16 protein-coding genes and 1 pseudogene are annotated in these 18,938 nt (G+C 73.3%); 8 read left to right on the forward strand and 9 right to left on the reverse strand.

The window, feature by feature from the left end; genetic code table 11:
- Positions 1-50: 50 nt before the first annotated feature.
- From IE217_RS00005 to IE217_RS00015, 3 genes and pseudogenes are all read right to left on the reverse strand, one after another.
- Positions 51-374 (reverse strand): annotated as a pseudogene (locus IE217_RS00005) (DoxX family protein); the annotation flags it as partial.
- A gap of 140 nt (positions 375-514) precedes the next feature.
- Positions 515-2,191 (reverse strand): alkaline phosphatase D family protein, encoded by a 1,677-nt coding sequence (locus tag IE217_RS00010; protein ID WP_190175559.1) that lies wholly within the window; start codon positions 2,189-2,191, stop codon positions 515-517.
- 68 nt (positions 2,192-2,259) lie between these two features.
- Positions 2,260-2,904 (reverse strand): HNH endonuclease family protein, encoded by a 645-nt coding sequence (locus tag IE217_RS00015; protein ID WP_190175560.1) that lies wholly within the window; start codon positions 2,902-2,904, stop codon positions 2,260-2,262.
- A gap of 443 nt (positions 2,905-3,347) precedes the next feature.
- On the opposite strand from IE217_RS00015, the gene IE217_RS00020 reads away from it, so the two are divergent.
- Positions 3,348-3,929: a TMEM165/GDT1 family protein gene (locus IE217_RS00020; RefSeq protein WP_190175561.1), complete on the forward strand. Its 582-nt coding sequence runs from the start codon at positions 3,348-3,350 to the stop codon at positions 3,927-3,929.
- Between the two features lie 170 nt (positions 3,930-4,099).
- The gene (locus IE217_RS00025; protein ID WP_190175562.1) at positions 4,100-4,762 is read left to right on the forward strand and encodes an HAD-IA family hydrolase; all 663 of its coding nucleotides are present in this window, start codon (positions 4,100-4,102) and stop codon (positions 4,760-4,762) included.
- 155 nt (positions 4,763-4,917) lie between these two features.
- On the opposite strand, the gene IE217_RS00030 is transcribed toward IE217_RS00025, so the two are convergent.
- Positions 4,918-6,075, reverse strand: a complete 1,158-nt coding sequence (locus IE217_RS00030) for a peptidoglycan-binding domain-containing protein (RefSeq protein ID WP_229864947.1) — start codon at positions 6,073-6,075, stop codon at positions 4,918-4,920.
- A gap of 218 nt (positions 6,076-6,293) precedes the next feature.
- On the opposite strand from IE217_RS00030, the gene IE217_RS00035 reads away from it, so the two are divergent.
- Positions 6,294-8,417 carry an MDR family MFS transporter gene (locus IE217_RS00035; RefSeq protein ID WP_190176063.1) on the forward strand — a complete coding sequence of 708 codons (2,124 nt, stop codon included), beginning with the start codon at positions 6,294-6,296 and terminating at the stop codon, positions 8,415-8,417.
- Positions 8,418-8,429: 12 nt separating this feature from the next.
- Here IE217_RS00035 and IE217_RS00040 read toward each other — a convergent pair whose 3' ends face one another.
- A complete protein-coding gene (locus IE217_RS00040; RefSeq protein WP_190175563.1) occupies positions 8,430-8,942 on the reverse strand; it encodes a GNAT family N-acetyltransferase in 513 nt (170 codons plus the stop codon).
- Positions 8,943-9,053: 111 nt separating this feature from the next.
- Between IE217_RS00040 and IE217_RS00045 the strand changes: the two genes are divergently transcribed.
- Both IE217_RS00045 and IE217_RS00050 read left to right on the forward strand, forming a co-directional pair.
- On the forward strand, positions 9,054-9,725 hold the full coding sequence (locus tag IE217_RS00045) for a hypothetical protein (RefSeq protein ID WP_190175564.1): 672 nt from the start codon (positions 9,054-9,056) through the stop codon (positions 9,723-9,725).
- A gap of 4 nt (positions 9,726-9,729) precedes the next feature.
- The gene (locus IE217_RS00050; RefSeq protein WP_229864951.1) at positions 9,730-10,527 is read left to right on the forward strand and encodes a hypothetical protein; all 798 of its coding nucleotides are present in this window, start codon (positions 9,730-9,732) and stop codon (positions 10,525-10,527) included.
- On the opposite strand, the gene IE217_RS00055 is transcribed toward IE217_RS00050, so the two are convergent.
- Complete coding sequence (locus IE217_RS00055) at positions 10,524-10,973, reverse strand: DnaJ family domain-containing protein (protein ID WP_190175565.1); 450 nt, start codon at positions 10,971-10,973, stop codon at positions 10,524-10,526. The two genes, IE217_RS00050 and IE217_RS00055, sit on opposite strands and share 4 nt — an antisense overlap.
- Positions 10,974-11,076: 103 nt before the next feature.
- Here IE217_RS00055 and IE217_RS00060 point away from each other — a divergent pair, with 103 nt between their 5' ends.
- Positions 11,077-11,469 carry an FHA domain-containing protein gene (locus IE217_RS00060; protein WP_190175566.1) on the forward strand — a complete coding sequence of 131 codons (393 nt, stop codon included), beginning with the start codon at positions 11,077-11,079 and terminating at the stop codon, positions 11,467-11,469.
- A gap of 81 nt (positions 11,470-11,550) precedes the next feature.
- Here IE217_RS00060 and IE217_RS00065 read toward each other — a convergent pair whose 3' ends face one another.
- Together IE217_RS00065 and proP are read right to left on the reverse strand one after the other, a co-directional pair.
- A complete protein-coding gene (locus IE217_RS00065; protein WP_190175567.1) occupies positions 11,551-12,225 on the reverse strand; it encodes an O-methyltransferase in 675 nt (224 codons plus the stop codon).
- Positions 12,226-12,309: 84 nt separating this feature from the next.
- Entirely contained in the window at positions 12,310-13,704 is a 1,395-nt protein-coding gene (gene proP / locus IE217_RS00070; RefSeq protein ID WP_190175568.1) for a glycine betaine/L-proline transporter ProP, read from the reverse strand.
- Positions 13,705-14,169: 465 nt separating this feature from the next.
- Here proP and IE217_RS00075 point away from each other — a divergent pair, with 465 nt between their 5' ends.
- Complete coding sequence (locus IE217_RS00075) at positions 14,170-16,230, forward strand: bifunctional glycosyltransferase 87/phosphatase PAP2 family protein (RefSeq protein ID WP_190175569.1); 2,061 nt, start codon at positions 14,170-14,172, stop codon at positions 16,228-16,230.
- Here the strand turns inward: IE217_RS00075 and IE217_RS00080 are convergent.
- Positions 16,214-17,383, reverse strand: a complete 1,170-nt coding sequence (locus tag IE217_RS00080) for a steroid 3-ketoacyl-CoA thiolase (protein ID WP_190175570.1) — start codon at positions 17,381-17,383, stop codon at positions 16,214-16,216. The genes IE217_RS00075 and IE217_RS00080 overlap by 17 nt on opposite strands.
- A 298-nt stretch (positions 17,384-17,681) precedes the next feature.
- Here IE217_RS00080 and IE217_RS00085 point away from each other — a divergent pair, with 298 nt between their 5' ends.
- Positions 17,682-18,917 carry a cytochrome P450 gene (locus tag IE217_RS00085; protein WP_190175571.1) on the forward strand — a complete coding sequence of 412 codons (1,236 nt, stop codon included), beginning with the start codon at positions 17,682-17,684 and terminating at the stop codon, positions 18,915-18,917.
- Positions 18,918-18,938: the final 21 nt, after the last annotated feature.

Consider the following 18,938-nt stretch of genomic DNA (forward strand, 5'->3'; position numbering starts at 1 on the left):
GACGTCAGCTCAGATGCCCGGAGATCTCCGGGACTGCCCGGACATCACAGAGACAGGACACCGCCGTTCTGTATCGGCCACAGCGCCGCCCGCTGGTGGACGTCGAAGTAGGCGTACGCCATGGAGCCCGAGGCGACGAGCGCGGCAGGCCGGGTGACCAGGCCGAGCAGGACGAGCGCTCCGGCGGCGAGCTGGATCACGGCCGCGTACCAGCCGGGCCAGGTGCCGGCCGGGAGGGTGCCGCCGTGGGTGCCCATCGCACCGCCGAGCACGCCGAAGAGCGAGGCGGCGCCGTGGCAGGCGAACAGCAGGCCCACGACGACGCGGAAGAGGCCGAGGGCGCGGGGGCGGGCGGAGTCGAGGCGCCCGGTCAGGCCGGTGTGGCCGGTCATGGGGAGTCTCCTTCGGGTCGTACGGTCCCGGTGGGACCGGTGGGGGAACGGATCCGAACAGGCGACCACGCTAGAAGTGCCCCATAGTGCTTACAAGTTCAACATCCGGCCATTAATCGCCGTCAGCGCGTGGCCAGTTCGTACTCGGCCACGGTCTCCAGCCGCGCCCGCGCACCCCCGTCGCCGCCCCTGTTCCCGTCGCCGCCACCGCCCCCGGCCGTCCGTGCCCGCTCCAGCCGCAGCCGCGCCGAACGCCCGCGCAGCGTCAGCGTCATGAGCTGGTTGCCGAACCACGGCCCGCCCGTCCTGCGCCAGGTGACGGGCGGTTCGGCGCAGCGCCCGTGCCGGGCCAGCCACCGGCCGAGCACCCGCGCCGGTGCGGTCCAGCCGAAGCGGAAGGCCAGCCGGATGGACAGCGGCACGGAGTTGTGGACCGGCGAGCAGGTGAGCTGCACGACCCGGGCGTCCACGGTGCGCGAGGGCCAGTCCGGCTCGGCGGCGTAGGCGTGGTGGACGTCACCGGACAGCACGGCGATCGTCGCGGGTGCCCCCGGCCCGGTGCCGGCCTCGGCGAGCAGTTCCGCCAGCGCGGCGAAGGACTTCGGGAAGGCCGCCCAGTGCTCCAGGTCGGCGCCCCGCCGCAGCCGCTCGCCCAGCCGCGCCCAGCGCGCCCCGCGCACGCCCCGGCACATGGCCGCGTCCCACGCCTCGGTGTCGTGCACGAGCGGGGGCAGCAGCCACGGGAGCGAGGTGCCGACGAGCAGGTGGTCGCAGGGGGAGGAGTCGTCCAGGGCCTGGGCGCGCAGCCAGGCCGCCTCGCCCTCGTCGAGCATGGACCGGCTGTCCTCGTCCAGGACCCGGGCCGCGCGTGAGTCCACCATCAGCAGCCGGACCCGGCCGAAGTCGCGGCGGTAGCTCCAGCGCACGGTCGCGGAGTCGGCGTCGGCTCCGGCGGCGAGGGCGCGCAGCACGTCGGTGCCGTCGGGGGTGGACCGTACGGCGGCGTAGACGGGGTCGGCGGCCAGTTCGGCGGGGGAGAGGTTGCCCAGGTGCTGGTGCACCCAGTACGACATCAGGCCGCTCAGCAGGCGTTCCTGCCACCAGTCGGTGGTGCGCATGTCGGCGAGCCAGGCGGCGGAGGTGTTCCAGTCGTCGACGACGTCGTGGTCGTCGAAGATCATGAAACTGGGCACGGTGGACAGCAGCCAGCGCACCTGGGGGTCGAGCCAGGACTCGTAGTAGAGGTGGGTGTACTCCTCGTAGTCGGCGACCTGGTCGCCCGGCGGGCTGGAGAGGCCGCTGCGGGCGGCGAGGTAGCGGCGGGTGGCCTCGGAGGTCTCGTCGGCGTGCACCTGGTCGCCGAGGAGGAGCAGGACGTCGGGGCGCTCGGCGGCGGGGTCGGCGGCGATGCGGGTGGCGAGCGTGTCGAGCGCGTCGGGGCCGACCGGGTCGCTGCCGTTCGCGGGCGGCGCGGCCCAGCGGCAGGAGCCGAAGACGACCCGCAGGCCGTCCTCCGGGGCGGGCGTGGCGATGACCGACGGCGGGAAGCCGTCGCCGGGCGGTGGCCATACGCGGGCGCCGTCCAGCAGCACCTCGTACGGTACGGCCGTACCGGGGGTCAGCCCGGTCACCTCGACGAGGGCGTAGTGGTGGCCCTCGATCTGGAAGGTCCGGGCGGTGCCGCCGGCGCCGCCGGGACAGCGGACCTCGGCGGCACACGGCCGGCTCGCCTCGAGCCAGACGGTCGCGGACGACCCGTCGGCGTACCTCAGCAGTGGTCCCAGGCGCAGTCCCGCCACGGTGATCACCCTCCTCCGTCGACTCGTACCGTATTGAACGACGGAGGAGGCCGGACAGACTCCGGCGATCAGCAGTTGGCGAGGCGGCTCTGGAGCGCGCTCTTCTCCGCGGAGTCGACCGAGAGGTTGTAGTAGTACTTCACCTGCACCCAGGCGCGCACGTAGGTGCAGACGTACGCCGAGCGGGACGGCACCCAGGTGGCCGGGTCCTGGTCGCCCTTGGCCTGGTTGACGTTGTCGGTGACGGCGATGAGCTGCGGGCGGGTCAGGTCGTTGGCGAACGCCTGGCGCTGGGCGGTGGTCCACTTGCCGGCACCGGAGTCCCAGGCCTCGGCGAGCGGCACGAGGTGGTCGATGTCGAGGTCGGAGGCGGCGGTCCAGGAGGCGCCGTCGTAGGGGGAGTACCAGCTGCCGCTGGTGGCGGCGCAGGAGGAGTCGGTGACGACGTTCGTGCCGTCCCGCTTGAGGACGGTCTCCCGCGTGTTGCAGGCGCCGCTGATGGTGATCCAGTGCGGGAAGAGGTCGCGGCTGTAGCCGGTGCGGTTCTCCGCGGCCACGGTGAGGGAGGCGAGGTAGCCGCGGGCGGTGGCGGCGCTGACCGGGGTGGGCAGGGCGGCGGAGGCGGCGGGGGAGTCGAAGAGGGCGGCGGAGGCTATCAGGCCGGTGAGGGCCGCGAGTACGCTCAGCCGTCGACGCGCGTAGAACCTGGGCATGCGAACTCCCTTGTGGGGTGGGGGCGTTGGGCGCGGGCGAGGGAATGCTCGCGGCGCCGCGTTGCGGGGAGGTGAGTGTTCGGTAAGAAGTTAGTGACGTGCGCATGACACGACAAGGCCTGCGGCAAGGTCTGCGGCGAGGTCCGTGGCGGGGTTGGTGGGGATCATGGCGGGATTGGTGGCCCGGGTCTTGTCGCGTAGCATGGACGGCGCAGAAGGGGAGTAGCCCTTTGCCGGACCGTCGACATACTGCTCAGCCAGCCTGAGCCGGCGCCCGGAGGCGGGTCCCGTGGGGACCGGCCGGCGAGACCTTCGGCAAGCAGTGCACGCCCGTGCCGTACGGCACCGGGCCGACCGTGCGCTGCCCTGCCGAGGCGTCGTGCCGGACAGAACGCACAGTCGCAGCACTCTCGGCGGGGTGGCCCCCGACCGATTGAGGAACAGTGATCACCTTCAGCGTCCTGGCGCTCGTCTTCGGCGTCGTCTTCCTCGCCGAGCTGCCGGACAAGACGGCGCTCGCCGGGCTCGTGCTCGGCACCCGCTACCGCGCCTCGTACGTCTTCGCCGGTGTCGCCGCCGCCTTCCTGCTGCACGTGGTGCTCGCCGTGGCGGCGGGCAGTGTGCTGACCCTGCTCCCGCAGCGGATCGTGCACGCGCTGACCGGTGTCCTCTTCCTCGGCGGCGCGGCGATGCTGCTGATGCACAAGGCTGACGACGAGGGGGAGATCCGGCCGCCCGCCGACCAGTCCTTCTGGAAGGTGGCGGGCACGGGTTTCACGCTCATCCTGGTCGCCGAGTTCGGCGACCTCACCCAGATCATGACGGCGAACCTCGCGGCCCGCTACGACGACCCGGTCTCCGTGGGTCTCGGCGCGGTGCTGGCGCTGTGGGCGGTGGCCGGGCTCGGCATCGTCGGCGGAAAGGCCCTGATGAGGCGGGTTCCGCTGGGGCTGATCACCAAGATCGCGGCGCTGCTGATGGTGGGTCTCGGCGTGTGGAGCCTCTACGAGGCCGTCGCGGCCTGAGCCGAACGGCGGGTGAACTCTTCGGCGGGGCGGTGGCGGAAGGCCCGGCTAGTTTTGTACCGTGAAGAAACAAAGTGGCTCCCGCCCGTTTTCCCTGACCGGCGGGCGGGGCCGCCTTGTCCCTCCGGGGCCCTCGTCTGTGCCCCCTCCGCCATGTCTTGGAGTTGCCGATGACGGCCACCGCCGTGTTCCCCGCCCGCGCCCTCCTGCTGGACATGGACGGCACCCTCGTCAACTCCGACGCCGTCGTCGAGCGGATCTGGCGGCGCTGGGCCGACCTGCACGGGCTCGACGGCGACGAGGTGATGAAGGTCGTCCACGGCCGCCAGGGGCACGCCTCGATGGCGTTGCTGCTGCCCGACCGGTCCCTGGAGCAGAACCTCGCCGACAACGCGCGCATGCTCGCCGCCGAGACCTCCGACATGGACGGCGTGGTGCCCGTGCCCGGCGCGCCCGAGTTCCTCGCCTCCCTGCGCGGGCTGCCCCACGCGCTCGTGACCTCCGCCGACGTGGGCCTGTCCACGGCCCGGATGGCCGCCGCGGGGCTGGCGCTGCCCGACGTCCGCGTCACCGCCGAGTCCGTCGGCGCCAGCAAGCCCGACCCCGAGGGCTTCCTCAAGGCCGCCGCCGAACTGGGCGTCGCCCCCGCCGACTGCCTCGTCTTCGAGGACTCCGGCGCGGGGATAGCGGCGGGCCGCGCCGCGGGCATGCGCGTCATCGGCGTCGGCCCACGCGCGGCGTACCACCGCCCGGACGCGGTGGTACGGGACCTGACGGGCGTGCGGGTGGAGAACGCGGGGGATGGCGCGGGGCTGCGGGTTCACTTGGCGTGAGGCGGGGAGTGCCGCTCGCCTCCGTAGCGCGCCCCCGCCTCCGTAACGCGCCCCGCCTCTGTTAAGCGCCCACGTCTCCGTAGCGCGCCCCCGCCGCCGTCCTCGTGTCCCCGTGGGCGGTGCCGTCACGTCGGCAGGGTGCCGAGGTGGCCGGCTTACGGCTTCGAGGTTTCCGATTCGAGGGCGGCTCGTGTCGCCGGGCCGTACACGCCCAGGTCGTCCGCGGTGATGCCGCGGGCCCACTGGTAGGTCCGGACCGAGTTCTGCACGTCCGAGTCGAAGACTCCGTCGGCCTGGCCGGTGTAGAGGTACAACTGGGCGAGGCGTTCCTGGAGTTCGGTCACCTCAGGGCCGCGGTCGCCCAGGCGCAGGACCGGTGCGGGCGTGGCCGTCGCGGAGGCGCGGCCGCTCGGCGCCGTGCGCGTGGGCCCCGTGGGCCCGGGAACCGGCGCGGATGCCGACCGCGACGGTGACGGTGACGCGCCCGGCGCCGAGGCCGACGCGGACCGCGAGGGGCTCGCGCTCGCGGACGCCGTACGGCTCGCCGGGGCCGAGGGCGCGGAGGGCGACCCCGTCGTCGTCGGCGTGGCGGACGCGGAACCCGCCGTGGGGCCGTCCGGGACGCTCTGCCGCACCTCCTGGGGCGCCGCGTCGTCCCGTGCCGGGGACTTGTACGCGAACAGCCCGGTCGCGAACCCCGCCGCCGTCACCACCGCCACCACTCCGCCGGACACGGCGAGCAGGGCGGCGGGCCGGCGTCCACGGCCCGCGGGCTCCTCGTCGGCGGGACGCCAGGCCTCCTCCGGCCGGTCCGCGCCGGGTACCGGGCCCACCAGCTCACTGGACTCACCCGGTTCACCCAGCTCATCTGACCCATGCGGCTGTGGCTCCCGTGGCTCACTGGACCCACCTGGCTCACCCGACCCGCCCGCCTCGAAGAGGCCGAGGTCCGAGGCGTTCGGCGGGGCCGTGCTGGCGGGTCCGGCGGACGGAGACAGCGGCATAGTGGTCTCGGCCGCGGACTCGGATACGGCAGCCGGCCGCCCGGCACCAGCGGCACCGCCGGTGCCCTCGGCCCCCGGAACAGCTTCCGTACCCCCGGCTCCCGCCCCGCCGCCCTCGATGTCGACGTACGGCCGTATCCGCAGCGGGTCGAAGTCCTCCGCCGCGGCCGCCTCCGCGGTGCGGGTGTCGCGCAGGGCGTCCGCCGCGCGCTGTCCGCAGGCGCACGACGGCGTGCTGCCGGCGTCCCGGGGCGCCCCGCACTCCGGGCAGACGTGCCCCCTCGGCTCCTCGTCCACGGGTTCCTTCACGGTTCAGTCCCCTCCCGGTCCTCCGCGGTTCCCCCCGGTCCCCCCGCGCCACCGCGCGACCTGTGAGATCTCCAAGGATTATGCAGATCCTCTCCACCCCATCTCCCCGAAGCCCCCGGAATGGCCGCGTCCAAGGGGACTCAACAGGCCATAACGGGTCACACCAATGACGATGGAAGATGTCACGAGAGGGTCGGGAGGTCTCCATGGCCGGGGATATGGCCGGGGATGCGCACGGCAGCACCGAGGGCACCGCCGGGAGCACGCCCGCGGGCGCCACCGCGAGCGCCACCGGGACGGCGTCCGCGCCGCCGCCCCCGCACGGCGCCGCCGCCGGGGAGCCGGAGCACGTCTCCGGCAACGTCCTGGTGTCGATCGGCGCGCTGCTGCTCGGCATGCTGCTGGCCGCCCTCGACCAGACCATCGTGTCCACCGCGCTGCCCACCATCGTCAGCGACCTCGGCGGACTGGATCACCTGTCCTGGGTGGTCACCGCCTACCTGCTGGCCTCGACCGCCGCGACCCCGCTGTGGGGCAAGCTCGGTGACCAGTACGGGCGCAAGAAACTGTTCCAGACGGCGATCGTCATCTTCCTCATCGGCTCGGCACTGTGCGGCATGGCGCAGAACATGCCCGAGCTGATCGCCTTCCGGGCGCTCCAGGGCCTGGGCGGCGGCGGGCTGATGGTGCTGTCGATGGCGATCGTCGGCGATGTCGTCTCGCCCCGCGAACGCGGCCGCTACCAGGGGCTGTTCGGCGCGGTGTTCGGCGCGACCAGCGTGCTCGGGCCGCTGCTGGGCGGACTGTTCACCCAGCACCTCAGCTGGCGCTGGGTGTTCTACGTCAACCTGCCCGTCGGCGTCGTCGCCCTCGCCGTGATCGCCGCCGCCCTGAAGATCCCGGTCAGGACGCGGCGGCACGTCATCGACTACCTCGGCACCCTGCTCATCGCCTCGGTCGCCACCTGCCTGGTGCTGGTCGCCTCGCTCGGCGGCACCACCTGGGCCTGGGCCTCTCCGCAGATCATCGCCCTGGCGGTGCTGGGGGTGCTGCTCGCGGTGGCGTTCGTGGCCGTGGAGCGCGGGGCGGCCGAACCCGTACTGCCGCTCAAACTGTTCCGCGTCCGCACCTTCACCCTCTCCGCGGTGATCAGCTTCATCGTCGGCTTCGCGATGTTCGGCGCGATGACCTACCTGCCCACGTTCCTCCAGGTCGTCCGGGGCATCTCGCCGACCCTGTCCGGTGTGCACATGCTGCCGATGGTGTTCGGCATGCTGCTCGCCTCCACCGGCTCCGGGCAGATCGTCAGCCGCACCGGCCGCTGGAAGGTGTTCCCCCTCGCGGGCACCGCCGTCACCACGATCGGCCTGCTCCTGCTGCACCGGCTCGACGAGCACAGCTCCACCGCCGCGATGAGCGGCTACTTCTTCGTGTTCGGCCTCGGCCTCGGCCTGGTCATGCAGGTCCTGGTGCTCATCGTGCAGAACGCGGTCAGCTACGAGGACCTGGGCGTCGCCACCTCCGGCGCCACCTTCTTCCGCTCCATCGGCGCCTCCTTCGGCGTGGCGATCTTCGGTACGGTCTTCGCGAGCCGCCTCGGCGACAAGCTCGCCGCCGCGTTCAGGGGCGTGCCGCTGCCGCCCGGGGTCTCGGCGGACGCCCTGAAGGCCGACCCGCGCGGGATCGGCGCGCTGCCCGCCGCGCTGCGCCCCGCGGCCCTGCACGCCTACGCCTCATCCATCACCGACGTCTTCCTCTACGCCGCCCCGGTCGCCCTGCTCGGCTTCGTACTGGCCTGGTTCCTCAAGGAGGACAGGCTGCGCGGCTCGGTGACGGCCCCCGACGTCTCCGAGACCTACGCCACCAACCCGGTCGAGCGGTCCTCCTACGACGAGGTGTGCCGCGCGCTGTCCGTGCTGGGTACCCGGGAGGGGCGGCGCGAGATCTACCGCAGCATCACCGAGCGGGCCGGCTACGACCTCAAGCCCGCGGCGAGCTGGCTGCTGCTGCGGATGAAGAAGTACGGCTGGGTGGAGCCCGGCGTGCTGACCGAGCGCAGCTCGGTACCGCTGAACGTCATCATCGAGGCCGCCCGCCAGGTCGAGGAGCGGCGCCTGGGCGAGCGGCGGGGCCTGGACATGGTGCTGACCGAGCGGGGCCACGAGGTCGCCGACCGGCTCGCGCACGCCCGGGAGGAGTCGCTGGCCGAACTGCTCGGCGACTGGTGGGGGCCCGACCGGCCGACCGACCTCGTCCAGCTGGTGCGGGAGCTGACCGGCGAGCTGTGCGGCTCCGACGCCGAACGCCCCCACGACGAGCGCGCGGTGACCCGCCTGCCCTGAACCTCGCGGGCCTCACGCCGGGCGCAGGCTCTTGGTGAACCAGTGCTCGGCGTACGGGTCGTCGTTGTGCCGCGCGGTCTCCGCGTAGCCGAGCCGGGCGTACAGCGCGCGGGCCTCCACCAGGTCGCCGCGGGTGTCCAGGATGACGCGCGTGGCGCCGAGCGAGCGGGCCGCGTCCTCGGCCGCGCCGACCAGCAGTGCGGCGCCGCCCCGGCCGCGCACGCCGGGGTGCAGGAAGACACGGGTGAGTTCGGCCGTCGCCGGGTCCAGCAGCCGTACGCCCGCCGTCCCGGCCGGCTCCCCGCCGTACCGGGCGACCAGCAACCGGCCGCGCGGCGGGGCCAGTTCGGCGCCGGTGCGGGCGGCGATCTCCCGCTCCAGCTCGGCCGGGTCGGTGCGCCGGCCCTCGTGCAGCAGGTACCAGCGGTCGCTGACCTCGGTGTAGTACGCCCGCCAGAGCGCGGCGGCGACGGGGGAGTCGTACGGCTCGGGGGCCACGGTCCACGGGGCGGCGGTCGTCGGCATGCGGACATTATCGGCGCGGCCGCCTTTCTTGACGGACCGTTTACCGACCACCTTCCGGGCAACCCGACCGGAGAACCGGCCGGTTGGGCCGATCACATCCGGAAGGCACTCATGTCCACAGGTTGGATCATCGCTCTGATCGTGATCGTGGCGGCCGTCGTCGTGGTGGCGGCCGTCCTCACCTCTCGTGCCCGCGGCCACGGCGGCGGGCGGAGCCTGAAGCGGCGCTTCGGCCCGGAGTACGACCGGACCGTGGCCCGCCACGACGGCGACACCAAGGCCGCCGAGCGGGAGCTGTCGGCGCGCGTCGAGCGCCACGGGGACCTGCGTGAACGCGAGTTGGAGGCGGGCGAGCGCGAGCGGTTCGAGGCGCGCTGGACGGCCGTGCAGGAGCGGTTCGTCGACTCGCCGCGGGAGGCCGTGGCCGAGGCGGACCGGCTGCTCGCCGAGCTGGCCGGGGCGCGGGGGTTCCCGCACGACGGGCAGTACGAGGAGCAACTCGACGCGCTGTCCGTGCACCACGGCCACCACGTCCACGGCTACCGCCGCGTCCACCGCGCCGCGCACGCGCCCGCGGACGGCGCCCCCGAGAGCGGCGCGAGCACCGAGGAACTGCGCGCCGCGCTGGTCGAGGCCCGCGCCCTCTTCGAGGAACTGCTCACCCCGGCCCACGCCGGCGCCGCCCCGGCCGAGCGCACCGCGTCCACGCACCGCGCCGAACGGAACGGCCACTCGTCCCACCTGCCCTGGGCCCTCAACCGCCGCCAGGCCAAGGAGAGCTGACGCCATGCCCGACAGGACGCACAGCACCGGCGCCCCGGACGGCGCCGGCGACCCCGGGGAGGCCGGCGTGACCGGCATGAGCAAGGAGACCGGCGAGACCGGCCGGACGGGCGTGTCCGGCGCGACGGACCCGACCGGCAGGACGGGCGTGGCCGGTGGGACGGACTCGACCGGCGGGACGGGCGTGGCCGACGTGGCCGGCAGGCCAGGGGACGCCGGAGCGGGCGCCGGGCCCGCGACCGGCGAGCGGGCCGCGCCCGCGCCGCTCGGGGCCGAGCCCGGCCGGGAGGCCCGCGCGGACCGCGGGACCGCCTCGACCAGCAGGGGCACCTCGACCGGCGGGGCCGCCCCGACCGGCGAAGCCGCCGTCGGCCATGGAGTCGCCCCGGCCCGCGAGGCCGCCCCGGCTCGCGAGACTGCCCTGGGCGGCGAGGCCGCCCCGGCTCGCGAGACCGCCCTGGGCCGCGAGGCCGCTGGAGGCCGCGAGCTCCCCGGGGACCGGGCGGCGGACACCGGCGGGGCGAGCCACGGCCCCGCCCCGCTGCTCTCCCAGGACGAGTGGGAGAAGTACGGAGCGCGGCTGCACAGGGCCCTGGCCGGGTTCGTGGACTCGCCGCGGGAGGCCGTGGAGGAGGCGGACCAGGCCGTGGGCGAGCTGGTCACGCGGTACACCGAGGCGCTCACCCGGCGGCGGCGCACCCTGCGCAGCGCCTGGCAGGAGGACGGCACGGACACCGAACGCCTGCGGCTCGCCCTGCGGGACTACCGCGAACTCGCCGAGCACCTGGCGCCCATGGGCTAACCCGCCGCCCGGCGCCGCTCGCGCCGTTCCCCCTGCTCCCGCCGTTCCCGTCGCTCCCGCTGCTCGCGCCAGTCGCGGACGATCTCCTCGACGTCGTACCGCTTCAGGCCCAGCGGGGGCCCCGGGGGCGGCTTGAGCATCATGTCGAGGATCTTGGTGTTGATGTCCGCGATGATCTTGCGGACCATCGGCTCCGTGGGGGCGGCCCGGGCCGCTGCCAGCGCGTCCTCGGCCTCCTTGCGCAGCGCGAGCGTCGGGGGCAGGACGGAGAGGCCCTCGCGGGCCATCTTCCGCTTGACCCACCACAGTTCCTCGTACGACGTGTCGCCCGGCAGGGGTCTGCCCGCGCCGGGCAGGCGGTCGAACTCGCCGCGCGCCTGGGCGTCACGGATCTGCTTGTCGGCCCAGGACTCGAACGGAACACCGGGTGGCTTTCGCTCGGTCATGCCTCCATTGTGCCGGACGGGACCCGGCCGGGCGTTTTATCATGCGGCGGCGGTACGGCACTCGGGTCGTTCGCCGCACAGGCAAGCCACAGGGGGAACGCTCGTGCTCGAACTGACCATGGCCTCCGTCTCCGGGACGGACGCGGGCGCCACGGCCGGCATGCTGATGGCCGACGCGCCCAGCGCCCCGGGCTCCGTGCTGCGGGTTGGCCGGGACCGGGCCGTGTGCCGGCTGGTGACGCCCGACGACTGGCTGTTCGTGTCCCGGGTGCACCTGGAGTTCGTGTGCGGACAGGACGGTGTCTGGCAGGTCACCTGGCTGCGCGGCTCCCAGCCGGACCCGTCCTCGGAGGTCCTGCTCACGGTGGGCGAGTACGCCCAGCCCCTCGCCTACGGCGGCACCGTCACGCTGCCCCGCGGCGGCGCCGGCGAGATCGTCGTACGCGACCGCACCAGCCCGCGCAGCATCAACGTGGGCTTCTACCACGAGACGTGAGGGCCACGAGGCGCGTGGGCGACGAGGCGGAGCGCCGAGAGGCGTGACGGCGACGAGGCGCGTGAGGGCGGCCGCCGCGTCCTACGCCAGTACCCGTGCCAGCGCGAACCCGTCGTAGCCCTTGACGCCCACCGTCTGGATCGCCGTGCCCGTCAGGCGCGGGTGTTCCGCGATGAGCTCCAGCGCCGCCCGGGTGCCCCGCACGCTCGGGTCGGCGCCGCCCGCGTCGGTCACGTGGCCGCCGCGTACGACGTTGTCCACGACGATCAGGCTGCCGGTGCGGGTCAGCCGGAGCGCCCACTCCACGTAGTGCGGGTTGTTGACCTTGTCGGCGTCGATGAAGACCAGGTCGAAGGGGGGCGGGTTCTCGTCGGCGAGCTTGGGCAGCGACTCCAGGGCCGGGCCCACCCGTACCTCGGCGATCCGGTCCAGGCCGGCCCGCGCGAGGTTGCGGCGGGCCACGTCGGCGTGGTGGGCGTCGTACTCCAGGGAGACGAGTCTGCCGCCGTCGGCGGGGAGGGCGCGGGCCAGCCAGATGGTGCTGTACCCGCCGAGGGTGCCGATCTCCAGGACGGTGCGAGCGCCCTGGATCTCGGCGAGGAGCTGGAGGAGCTTGCCGTGGGTCGGCGCGACGTTGATGTGCGGCAGGCCCTCGGCGTCGCTGTCGCGCAGCGCCGCCCGAAGCGCTTCGTCCTCGGGGGCGAGCAGGGCGGTGAAGTAGGCGTCGACGTCGTCCCAGAGCTGCGAGTCGCTCATGCACCAAGCCTTTCGTATGCCTAGTTAGCTCCGCTAACTGGATCCGCCACGAACATAGCCCGGCGCATGAGCGCTGTCAGGGAATTACGCCGGGTCGCCCGGCGCCCGCTCCAGCGAGGGAGCGGAACCCGGCAGCGGGCGGCCCGCCGACTCGGCCATGCGCCAGACCGCGAAGCCGCCGATCACGGCCGCCGCCATCATGTAGTAGGCGGGCATCATCATGTTGCCGGTCACGCCGATCAGGGCGGTGACCACCAGCGGGGTCGTGCCGCCGAACAGCGACACGGAGACGTTGAAGCCGATCGACAGCGAGCCGTAGCGCACCCGGGTCGGGAACAGGGCGGGCAGGGCGGCCGGCATCGCCGCGGTGAAGCACACCAGCAGCAGGCCCAGCGCGGCCATGCCGAGGCCCACCGCGGCCAGGCTGCCCTGGCGGATCAGCAGCAGGGCCGGGACGGACAGGAACAGGAAGCCCGCGCAGCCGGCCGCGATCACCGGGCGGCGGCCGACCCGGTCGGTCAGCGCGCCGGCGAACGGCTGGACGACCATCATCAGCGCCATCACGCCGAGCACCACCAGCAGGCCGTGCGTCTCGTCGTAGTGCAGCTCACTGGTCAGGTAGCTCGGCATGTACGACAGCAGCATGTAGTCGGTGACGTTGAAGACCAGGACCAGGCCCATGCACAGCAGCAGCGCCTTCCACTGGCCGGCGACCATCTCGCGCAGCGGCACCTTGGGGCGGCTCGCCTCGGCCTTCTCCACCTCGGCCGCGAACGCCGGGGTCTCCTCCAGGCGCAGCCGCAGGTAGAGGCCGATGACGCCCATGGGGCCGGCGATCAGGAACGGCACGCGCCAGCCCCAGGTGAGCAGGTCGGCGTCGGAGAGCAGCGCCGTCATCAGGGTCACCAGGCCCGCGCCGCCGATGTAGCCGGCCAGCGTGCCGAACTCCAGCCAGCTGCCGAGGAAGCCGCGCCGCCGGTCGGGCGCGTACTCGGCGATGAACGTGGACGCGCCGGCGTACTCGCCGCCGGTGGAGAAGCCCTGCACCAGCCGGGCTGCGAGCAGGAGCAGCGGGGCGCCGACGCCGATCGAGGCGTAGGACGGGATCAGGCCGATGGCGAAGGTGCCCGCGGCCATCATGATCATGGTGACGGCCAGCACCTTCTGGCGGCCGACGCGGTCGCCGAGCGGCCCGAAGACCATGCCGCCCAGCGGGCGGACCAGGAAGGCGGCGGCGAAGGCGCCGAAGGTGGACAGCAGCTGCGCCGTCGGGTTGCCGGAGGGGAAGAAGACCTTGCCCAGGGTCACCGCGATGTAGCTGTAGACACCGAAGTCGAACCACTCCATCGCGTTGCCCAGCGCGGCGGCCTTGACGGCCCGCCTGACGAGCGCCGGGTCGGTGACGGTGGCGCCGCCGGGTCGGTGGCGGTCCTTGGTGAGGGAGACGGATCGGGGAGCGGTGACTGTGGCGGCCGACAAGACTCGCTCGCCTACCTTTCGACGGGGACAGGGACGCGGTCCGCGCGACGGCGCCGGCGGGCGGACCGGGTGGCCCGCGCACGGCGGCACCGGGGCAGGCCGAAAATCGACCATACGAGTGCAAGGTGCGCTTACGTGGCGTACGCAAGTCGATGCGTACTGCACCTAAATGCCGGATACGCAGGTACGTCCGGCCGTTCCCGGACGCGATTCCCGGGCAGCCGCTGTGATCCTTCTCGCGTCCCCGGGGCGCAACCACGGCCTCTGTGTGCCCCGCGCCCGGCCCCGGACGCCGTCCCCGCAGGGCCGTCATCCGGACAAAGACGGGCGGACGACAGGTGAGGCGGGGGTTGCCCGCGTCTTCGTCCGCAGGAGGTGCGAGCCCCATAGGGTTCGCAGGAGAACACGGGAGAACACCGGCGTACGGGACGCACGGGGACATACGGGGCGGGAGGCCGGCGAGGCGTGGCGGATGCGGATCACAGTGGAGCACCGGCGGCGGCGTTCGCCGCGGCGACCGTCAGGGGCCCGGCCGGAGGGCGGCTGCGCGCGGCCAGACTCGGGCTCTGGCTGATCGCCGGGATCCTCGCCCTGCGGCAGGTGGCCGTCGTCCTCGCCACCCCGCGCGGCGACCGGCTGACCGACCTGGAGACCTGGGTCGGGCCCAGCGGCGTCCTGCACGTCAAGGGCTCGCTCTACGACTCCACCCGCTTCACCGGCACCCCCTTCGCCGGTCTCGTCCTCAAACCGCTCACCAAGGCCGCCGAACAGGCCCTCGGCTGGGGATGGATCTTCGGCACCCTGCTGCTCGTGGTCGCGCTCGGCGTGATCGCCGTCCGCGCCCTGCCCCAGCCCGTCGGCCGCCGCACCGCGCTGCTCGCCACGCCCGTCGCGATCAGCCTGCTCGTGCTGTCGCTGCCCGTGCGCGACGCCTTCTGGCTCGGCCGGACGAGCATCATCCCCGTCCTGCTCGTCCTCCTCGGCTGCTTCGCCGTACGCGGCCGGCGCACCAGCGGCGTCCTGATCGGCCTCGCGGCCGCCCTCCAGCCGACGGTGCTGCTCTTCGCGCCCCTGCTGTGGCTCACCGACCGCAGGAAGGCCGCCGCCTCCACCGGCGTCACCTTCGCCGCCTGCACCGCGCTCGCCTGGGCCGCGCTGCCGCACGACTCCCACACCTACTGGGTCCACCACCTGGCGGGCGTGGGCCTGGGCGGCCGCGCCGACGGCCTCGCCAACCAGTCCCTGCACGGCGCCCTGCTCCGCCTCGGCCTCACCGGCCCGCTGGAGATCGGCCTCTTCCTGGCCCTCGGCACCGCTGTCGCCGTCCTCGGCCTGCGCCGCGCCGTGCGCTACGCCCGCGACGGGCAGCTCCTCCTCGCCGTGGCCGTCACCGGCTGCGCCGCGATCGCCGTCTCTCCCACCGCCTGGCAGCACCAGCTGCTGTGGGTGCTGCTCGCCGTCGTCGGCCGCGTCGGCCGCCGCGCCTCGGACCGGTACGTCTGGCCGGTCGCCGTCGTCCTGGTCATGACGCTGCCCGCGAAGATGCTGCTGCCCAACGTCGCCGCCATGGACCCCCTGCGGGACAACGTCGTGCTGCTGGCCGCCCTCGCCGCCGCCACGGCCGTGCCCTTCCTGTCCCGCACCTCGCAGCTCTACCGGTCACCGGTCCCGACGGCGTACGCGCCCCCCGCCCCGGCCCGCTTCCGGCACGTGCCGCTGCCGCCCTTCCCGCGCCGCGCCTTAACCCGCCCGAACCTGCTCCTCGAGCTGCTGCTGATCCGCGTCACCTACGCCGCCTACCAGCAGGTGCGCCTCGCCGCCACCGGCGGCTCCGGCGCGGGCGGCCGGGCCCGGGCCGAGCGGCACGGGCACGAGATCCTCTCGCTCGAGCGCTTCCTGCGCATCGACATCGAGCATGCCGTCAACCACGCCGTGGCCCGGACCGGCTGGCTGCGCCACTTCTTCGACTTCTACTACGAGTCCTTCCACTTCGTGGTCCCGATGGCGGTCCTCGCGGTGCTGTACCGGCGCCGCCCGGTCGACTACCGCTGGGCCCGCTCGGCCCTCGGCTTCGCCACACTGCTCGCCCTGACCGGCTTCTGGCTCTTCCCGCTCGCCCCGCCCCGCCTGCTGCCCGGCTTCGGCGTCGTCGACACCGTCCACGGCGTCCAGGACTTCTCCAAGCCGGACTACGGAGCGCTGACCGCGCTCACCAACCAGTACGCCGCGATGCCGTCCCTGCACTTCGGCTGGTCCCTGTGGTGCGGTGTGGTCGTCGCGGTCGCCGCGCCGAGGTGGTGGATGAAGGCCCTCGGCCTGCTCCACCCCCTCTTCACGGTCTCCGCCATCGTGGCCACCGGCAACCACTGGGTCCTGGACGCGGTCGGCGGCGCACTGGTCGTGGGCGCCGGCTTCGCGCTGACGTACGTCCTCCAGGGCCCGCACGCCCACCGCCCCGCACCGCCGCCCGGGAACGAGGACAGCGGCGTCCCGGTGCGGCTGTCCGACGTCAGAGCCGCTGGATGATCGTCCCGGTGGCCAGGCCGCCGCCCGCGCACATCGTGATGAGCGCGAACTCCTTGTCGGTGCGCTCCAGTTCGTGCAGGGCCGTGGTGATGAGGCGGGCGCCCGTCGCCCCGACCGGGTGGCCGAGCGCGATCGCGCCGCCGTTGACGTTGACCTTCCCCAGGTCCTGCCCGAAGACGCGGGCCCAGCTCAGCACCACCGAGGCGAAGGCCTCGTTGATCTCGACGAGGTCGATGTCATTCAGGGACATGCCCGCCTTGCCGAGCACCGCCCTGGTCGCGTCGATCGGGCCGTCGAGGTGGAAGTGGGGGTCGGCGCCGACCAGGGCCTGCGCGACGATCCGCGCCCTGGGCCGCAGTTTCAGGGCGCGCGCCATCCTCTTGGACGCCCACAGGATGGCCGCCGCGCCGTCGGAGATCTGCGAGGAGTTCCCCGCCGTGTGGATGGCACGGGGCATGACGGGCTTCAGGCCTGCCAGGGCCTGCATCGAGGTGTCGCGCAGGCCCTCGTCGCGGTCGACCAGGCGCCACATGCCCTGCCCGGCCCGCTGCTCGTCCTCGGTGGTGGGGACCTGCACGGCGAAGGTCTCCCGCTTGAAGCGCTCCTCGGACCAGGCGACGGCGGCGCGCTCCTGGGAGAGCAGGCCGAGTGAGTCGACGTCCTCGCGGGTCAGGCCGCGGTGGCGGGCGATGCGCTCGGCGGCCTCGAACTGGTTGGGCAGGTCGACGTTCCACTCGTCGGGGAAGGGCTTGCCGGGGCCGTGCTTGGAGCCGGAGCCGAGCGGGACGCGGGACATGGACTCCACGCCGCAGCTGATCCCGACGTCGATGACGCCCGCCGCGATCATGTTGGCGGCCAGGTGGCTCGCCTGCTGGGAGGAGCCGCACTGGCAGTCGACGGTGGTGGCCGCCGTCTCGTAGGGGAGTCCCATGGCCAGCCAGGCGGTGCGCGCGGGGTTCATGGACTGTTCGCCGGCGTGGGTCACCGTGCCGCCGACGACCTGCTCGACGCAGTCGGCGGGGATGCCGGTGCGGCCGAGGATCTCCCGGTAGGTCTCGCCCAGAAGGTAGGCGGGGTGCAGGTTGGCGAGCGCGCCGCCGCGCCTGCCGATCGGGGTGCGTACGGCTTCGACGATCACGGGTTCCGCGGCCATGGGGGGTGCGTCCTCTCCTCGGTCGACCCGCGCGGCGCGGGCGTCCCGGCCACCCGCCACGCAGAACTAGTACGCGTTCTAGTTCTCTGTGCAGTCTGCTGACACCGTGTCCACTGCCGCAAGGGGCGTGCAGCGCCAGAAGACTTGATCTGCGCATCCGCACGAGTTCCGCACGCGATTGACGCCGTCGCGGCTCTTGCGACTTCTGGAACCCGTTACTACCTTCACCGCAATTCCTGATGGGCCGTCAGGCAACGGTGTCGCCGTGGCGGCCGCATAGTGGTGGGAGTGAGTCGCCATGCCCGATCCCGCGCTGCCCGACGGGTTCGACCTCACCGACCCCGACCTGCTGCACCAGCGCGTGCCCCTCCCGGAGTTCGCCGGGCTGCGCCGCACCGAGCCGGTGCGCTGGATCGCCCAGCCGCACGGGCTGGCCGGCTTCGCGGACGACGGCTACTGGGCCGTCACCCGGCACGCGGACGTCAAGTACGTCTCCACGCACCCCGAGATCTTCTCCTCCACCCGCAACACCGCCATCATCCGCTTCAACGAGCACATCCAGCGCGACGCGATCGACGCACAGCGGCTGATCCTGCTCAACATGGACCCGCCGGAACACACCCGGGTGCGCCAGATCGTGCAGCGCGGCTTCACCCCGCGCGCCATACGGGCGCTGGAGGAACGGCTGCGCGACCGCGCCCACGCCATCGTCGCCGGCGCCCGCGCGCGGTCCGGGCCGTTCGACTTCGTCACCCAGGTCGCCTGCGAACTGCCCCTCCAGGCCATCGCCGAGCTGATCGGAGTGCCCCAGGAGGACCGGGCGAAGATATTCGACTGGTCCAACCGCATGATCGCCTACGACGACCCCGAGTACGCGATCACCGAGGAGGCCGGCGCGCAGTCCGCCGCCGAGATCATCGCTTACGCCATGAACATGGCCGCGGAGCGCAAGCGGTGCCCTGCCCACGACATCGTGACCACGCTGGTGGCGGCCGAGGACGAAGGCAACCTGAACTCCGACGAGTTCGGCTTCTTCGTGCTGATGCTCGCGGTGGCCGGCAACGAGACGACCCGCAACGCCATCACCCACGGCATGCACGCCTTCCTCACCCACCCCGGCCAGTGGGACCTGTTCAAACGGGAGCGCCCGGCCACCACCGCCGAGGAGATCGTCCGCTGGGCGACACCGGTCAACGCCTTCCAGCGCACCGCCACGCGGGACACCGAACTCGGCGGCGCACGGATCCGCCAGGGCGAGCGGGTCGGCCTGTTCTACGCCTCCGCCAACCACGACCCGGACGTCTTCGAGGACCCGGACGCCTTCGACATCACCCGCGACCCCAACCCGCACCTCGGCTTCGGCGGCGGGGGCCCGCACTACTGCCTCGGCAAGTCCCTGGCCGTCCTGGAGATCGACCTCATCTTCAACGCCGTCGCCGACGCCATGCCCGGCCTGCGCCTGGCGGGCGACCCGCGCAGACTGCGGTCGGCGTGGATCAACGGCGTGAAGGAACTGCGGGTCACCCGTACCTGACCGGCGCGCTCGCCGTGACCT

The sequence above is a fragment of the Streptomyces naganishii JCM 4654 genome, assembly GCF_014650575.1.
Taxonomy (GTDB): domain Bacteria; phylum Actinomycetota; class Actinomycetes; order Streptomycetales; family Streptomycetaceae; genus Streptomyces; species Streptomyces naganishii.

Bases quoted from the DNA above. Each gene is read 5' to 3' on its own strand.
- IE217_RS00040 (WP_190175563.1), bottom strand. From the start codon at position 8,942: ATGCCGACGACCGCCGCCCCGTGGACCGTGGCCCCCGAGCCGTACGAC.
- IE217_RS00025 (WP_190175562.1), top strand. From the start codon at position 4,100: ATGACGGCCACCGCCGTGTTCCCCGCCCGCGCCCTCCTGCTGGACATG.
- IE217_RS00035 (WP_190176063.1), top strand. From the start codon at position 6,294: ATGGCCGGGGATGCGCACGGCAGCACCGAGGGCACCGCCGGGAGCACG.
- IE217_RS00065 (WP_190175567.1), bottom strand. From the start codon at position 12,225: ATGAGCGACTCGCAGCTCTGGGACGACGTCGACGCCTACTTCACCGCC.
- IE217_RS00080 (WP_190175570.1), bottom strand. From the start codon at position 17,383: ATGGCCGCGGAACCCGTGATCGTCGAAGCCGTACGCACCCCGATCGGC.
- IE217_RS00085 (WP_190175571.1), top strand. From the start codon at position 17,682: ATGCCCGATCCCGCGCTGCCCGACGGGTTCGACCTCACCGACCCCGAC.
- IE217_RS00045 (WP_190175564.1), top strand. From the start codon at position 9,054: ATGTCCACAGGTTGGATCATCGCTCTGATCGTGATCGTGGCGGCCGTC.
- IE217_RS00055 (WP_190175565.1), bottom strand. From the start codon at position 10,973: ATGACCGAGCGAAAGCCACCCGGTGTTCCGTTCGAGTCCTGGGCCGAC.
- IE217_RS00015 (WP_190175560.1), bottom strand. From the start codon at position 2,904: ATGCCCAGGTTCTACGCGCGTCGACGGCTGAGCGTACTCGCGGCCCTC.
- IE217_RS00050 (WP_229864951.1), top strand. From the start codon at position 9,730: ATGCCCGACAGGACGCACAGCACCGGCGCCCCGGACGGCGCCGGCGAC.